At 44.4% G+C, this 4757-nt stretch carries 3 protein-coding genes; all 3 read left to right on the forward strand.

The genetic code is table 11. The features are described from left to right. Positions 1–165 (forward strand): four helix bundle protein (locus PX636_RS04500; RefSeq protein ID WP_288116344.1); only part of this gene is annotated, 165 nt, incomplete at its 5' end. 65 nt (positions 166–230) lie between these two features. Next, the gene (locus PX636_RS04505; RefSeq protein ID WP_288116342.1) at positions 231–3296 is read left to right on the forward strand and encodes an efflux RND transporter permease subunit; all 3066 of its coding nucleotides are present in this window, start codon (positions 231–233) and stop codon (positions 3294–3296) included. A 51-nt stretch (positions 3297–3347) separates the two neighbouring features. Beyond that, on the forward strand, positions 3348–4340 hold the full coding sequence (locus PX636_RS04510) for an aldo/keto reductase (RefSeq protein WP_288116343.1): 993 nt from the start codon (positions 3348–3350) through the stop codon (positions 4338–4340). Positions 4341–4757 lie beyond the last annotated feature (417 nt).

The raw sequence follows: 4757 nt of genomic DNA on the forward strand, positions 1-4757 counted from the left end.
ACAAAGTATTGGCTGTCTCTATTGAAAGACACGAATTACATAGAGGAAAGAGCCTTTCAAAGTATCAATGATGATGCGGAGGAAATTGGTAAAATGCTTTGGGCTATTCTAAAAACCTGCCAAGAAAATACCAAAAACCAAAAACTGATAACTGATAACCAGTAACTGAAAACTCACATCTGGTAACTGATAACTTACCCACTGATAACTGATAACTGATAACTGAAATTATGGCTTTTAATATTTCTAATTGGTCTATCAAAAATCCCATTCCGACGATCCTGATCTCCCTGGTTATGGCCTTAATGGGATACATTGCCTTTCTAGGATTAGGGATCGATCGCTCTCCTAATATTGACATTCCGGCCGTGATTATCACCGTTAATCAACCCGGCGCCGGTCCAGAGGAATTGGAAACCCAAGTCACCAAAAAAGTCGAGGATGCGGTGGCTGCTTTGGGTAATATCGATCAAATTACTTCTACCATCAACGAAGGCAGCAGCACCACCACCGTTAACTTTATCCTTGGCACTAACAGCGATCGCGCTACCAATGATGTGCGGAATGCCATAGCGCAAATTCGGCAGGATTTACCCCAAGATGCTAATGATCCAATTGTCCAACGTTTAGAATTTGCCGGGGGGGCGGTGATGAACTATACCATCTCCTCCCCGAAAAGATCGATCGCCGAATTAAGTGATCTAGTCGATCGTCAAATCGGCCGCGCTTTAACGGGAGTGCCGGGGGTAGCACGAGTTGATCGCGTTGGGGGAGTCGATCGAGAAGTGCGTGTAGATTTAGATCCCGGTCGTCTGATCGCCTACGGTATCACGGCCACGGCGGTTAATGACCAAATTCGCAGTTTTAATATTAATTTACCCGGAGGGCGATCGGAAATCGGTGGTAGTGAACAAACTGTCCGCACCCTCGGCAGCGCTGAAACGATCGAAGATTTAAGAAATTATCAAATCTCTTTACCTAACGGTGATACCGTCCCCTTAAGCAATTTAGGGACAGTTAGCGATAGTTCCAGCGATCCCCGACAAATGGCCCTCTTAGATGGGCAGCCAGTGGTGGGTTTTTCGATTCTACGGGGGACTGGCAGCACCTTGGTGACGGTAGAAACAGCAGTGCGCCAAGAAATCGAGAATTTAAAGAAAAAACTGCCCGAAGATATTAAATTTCAATTAATTTTTACCCGTGCTGACTCAATTCGTGCTAGTTACGAAAGCCTTCTGAGCGATCTCCTGATTGGTTGTATGATGACGGTGATCACGGTGGGTCTATTTTTAGGCAATTGGCGCGCCACGATTATCACGGGTTTGGCCCTGCCTTTGTCGATTTTCCCGACTTTTTGGGTGATGCAGTCCCTAAATTATACCCTTAACGGTATGACCCTGCTGGCCTTAGCTTTAGCTTTGGGGAATCTGGTGGATGATGCGGTGTGTATGGTGGAGGACATCGATCAACATTTAGCTATGGGTAAAAAACCCCTGCAAGCGGCCTTTGATGCCTCAAAAGAGATTGGATTAGCCGTTTTAGCCAGTGCGGCGGCAATTATAGCGGTATTCCTGCCGGTTGCTTTTATGGGCGGTGTGCCGGGGCAATTCTTTCAACCTTTCGGCGTTACGGTGGCGGTTTCTACCCTATTTTCCAGTTTGATCGCTGTCACCGTCACCCCGATGTTAAGTGCCTATATTCTACAGCCGAAAAAGCTGAAAACCGGTGATGGTAATCCCTCCTCGCGCCCGCGTTTTCGTCCCTACAAAAGTTTGTTAACTTGGTCCCTACGTCATCGAATCCTGACTTTATTGGCGGCTTTGGCCTTTTTTATCGGTAGTTTACAGTTAGTTCCCTTGATTCCGAAAGGATTATTTAGTTCCGGGGATACTGGATTAAGTACGATCAGCCTAGAATTGCCTCCCGGTGCGACTTTGAATGATACTGTTGCCGTGGCCAATCAGGTGAATAGTTTACTGCAAAAAAATACCGCCGTCGCTAATGTTTTGGCTATTCCGGGAGATTCGGGACGGGTAAATACGGGGTTAATATATGTTAATTTAGTTCCTAAGGAACAGCGATCGCTAACTCAACGGCAATTTGAGGAACAAACCCGCCGGGATTTCCAGAAGATACCTGGTGCTAGAGTTAGTTTTCGGGCGCAGGGGGGAGCAGGAAGCACTAAGGATGTCGCTATTATTTTAAAAAGTGAAAATGGCGATATTTTAACCCAAACTGCCCAAAAATTAGAGCGAGAAATGCGGGCTTTACCCGGTTTTGTCGAGGTCAGTTCTGGGGTAAGTTTAGTTAAACCGGAGCTCATTATTCAACCGGATCCCGTCCGGGCTGCCGATCAGGGAGTCTCGGTCAGAGCGATCGCCCGTACTGCATCTTTAGCTTTAATCGGCGATAATGAGTTTAATTTAGCTAAATTTAACCTTGCTGACCGACAAATTCCCATCCGGGTGAAAATTGCCAACGATGGACGCAGTGAGATAGAAACTCTGCAAAATTTGCGCGTTCCTAGCAGTAATGGGACGTTAGTACCGCTTAACTCGGTGGCGACAATTAGCTTAGGTAGTGGACCTGCGGAAATTCAACGCTTTAACCGTCAACGTCAGGTTAATATTGGAGCTAATTTAGAGGGAGTTTCTTTGGGAAGTGCGGTGACACAAATTCGCGCTTTACCAACTATGAAAAACTTACCCCCAGAGGTGACAGAAGAACCCTTTGGTGATGCTCGCATTATGCGCGATATCTTTGCTCGTTTTTTGGGGGCGTTAAGTTTAGCAATTATTTCTATCTATGGGATTCTGGTCTTATTGTATAACAATTTTCTCTATCCCCTAGCGATTTTAACTTCCCTTCCTTTATCGATTGGTGGTACTTTAATCGCTCTTTTAATTACCCAAAAAGAGTTAGGTTTATACGCTTTAATTGGCATAGTTTTACTGATGGGATTAGTCACTAAAAATGCGATTCTGTTAGTAGATTTTGCCCTGAGTGGCATTGAGGCAGGGAAACCGCAATTTAAGGCGATGATTGATTCGGGAGTCTCTCGTTTACGACCAATTATTATGACCTCCGTTTCCACAATTGCCGGGATGTTACCGATTGCTTTAGCTTTGGGTGCAGATGGGGAAATTCGCGCACCGATGGCGATTGCCGTTATTGGTGGTTTTACCACTTCCACCCTGTTAACTTTGGTGGTTGTGCCAGTAATCTTTACTTATATCGATAGTTTTTACTATTGGTTGCGGGGATTATTTGTTAAACAAAAACCCAAGTCGATTTAGTAGTAGAATATCTTGCTGAAAGCTTGAGAAAAAACCCAGAGAAACTGACCCATGAATCCCTTGACAGTCACACATCAAACTCTATCCCTTCCCCCCATGGGCTGCGGTACTTGGGCCTGGGGAAATCGTCTTCTCTGGGGTTACGATGAGAGTATGGATAGCCAGTTACAAGCGGTTTTTAATCTCTGCGTCGAGCGGGGTGTCACCCTATTTGATACGGGAGACTCCTACGGGACAGGCAAACTCAACGGACAGAGTGAGAAGCTATTAGGACGCTTTACAGGGGAATATAACGGTTATAACGCTGATCATATCCGTATTGCCACCAAACTCGCCCCTTATCCTTGGCGTTTAACCCGTCATGCCATGGTGAAAGCTTGTCAAGCTTCGGCAACCAGATTGGGTCGCCCGGTGGATTTAGTGCAAATGCACTGGTCAACGGGCAATTATGCGCCATGGCAGGAGGGAAGATTATTAGACGGATTGGGGGATTGTCTGGAAAAGGGGTTAGTTAAAGGAGTCGGTTTATCCAATTTTGGACCGAAAAGATTGAAGTCTGCCTATCAAAAGTTTGCCAGTCGCGGCATTCCTATTACCAGTTTACAGGTACAGTATTCTCTCCTTTCTACCTATCCTCTCACTGACTTAGGATTAAAGGAACTATGTGATCAATTGGGTATTAAAATTATTGCCTATAGTCCCTTAGCTTTGGGGTTATTAACGGGGAAATATCGAGATAATAAAAACTTACCAACAGGATTACGTCGCTTCCTTTTTAGTCAATTAATTCCCGCTATTTCTCCTCTGATTAGTTGCCTAGAAGTTATCGCCCAAGCTAAAAATAAAACTATTAGCCAAGTTGCCTTAAATTGGTGTATCTGTAAGGGAACAATTCCTATACCTGGAGCTAAAAATGTTCGGCAGGCTGAGGATAATTTAGGCGCTTTAGGATGGAGTTTAGACAGTGGGGAAATAGCAGAATTAGATAAAATTGCCGCAGGTTTGGATAAAAAAATGGTACAAAATATCTTTCAAACTAAGTAGGGTTGGCTGAAAAAGTTTGTTGGTGGGGTGTGGAACGAACCACAAAGACACAAAGGACGCAAAGATTGATCGCTTATAAGTTAAACTGATCAGACAAAGAATAAGAGAGCCAATTTCCCCCCGATTACTCGAAGAACTGGCAATTTTTGAGGTCAAAAAAGCCTAAAGATATTATCCAAAAAGGTTTCTAGATTTATTCAGCAAACCCTAAGTAATACTAAATCTGGTTATTAAGAACTGATTATTTATTCTCCCTATTACCTTTTGCCTCTTGCCTTTTGCCTATCCTAACCAAGAAGTTAATTTTGCACGACTACTTATCTTGAGAGACCAATTTTAAGCTAGGACGGGGTTGGATTGTTCCCCCGTAAGCGACGGCAGTATGAGGAGATAGGACAAGATGAGGAGATATACCCA

The sequence above is a fragment of the Microcystis sp. M53598_WE2 genome (genome assembly GCF_030067735.1).
Lineage (GTDB): Bacteria > Cyanobacteriota > Cyanobacteriia > Cyanobacteriales > Microcystaceae > Microcystis > Microcystis aeruginosa.

Excerpts from the sequence above, each read along its gene's own strand:
- PX636_RS04510 (WP_288116343.1), top strand. The coding sequence starts at position 3,348 with ATGAATCCCTTGACAGTCACACATCAAACTCTATCCCTTCCCCCCATG.
- PX636_RS04505 (WP_288116342.1), top strand. The coding sequence starts at position 231 with ATGGCTTTTAATATTTCTAATTGGTCTATCAAAAATCCCATTCCGACG.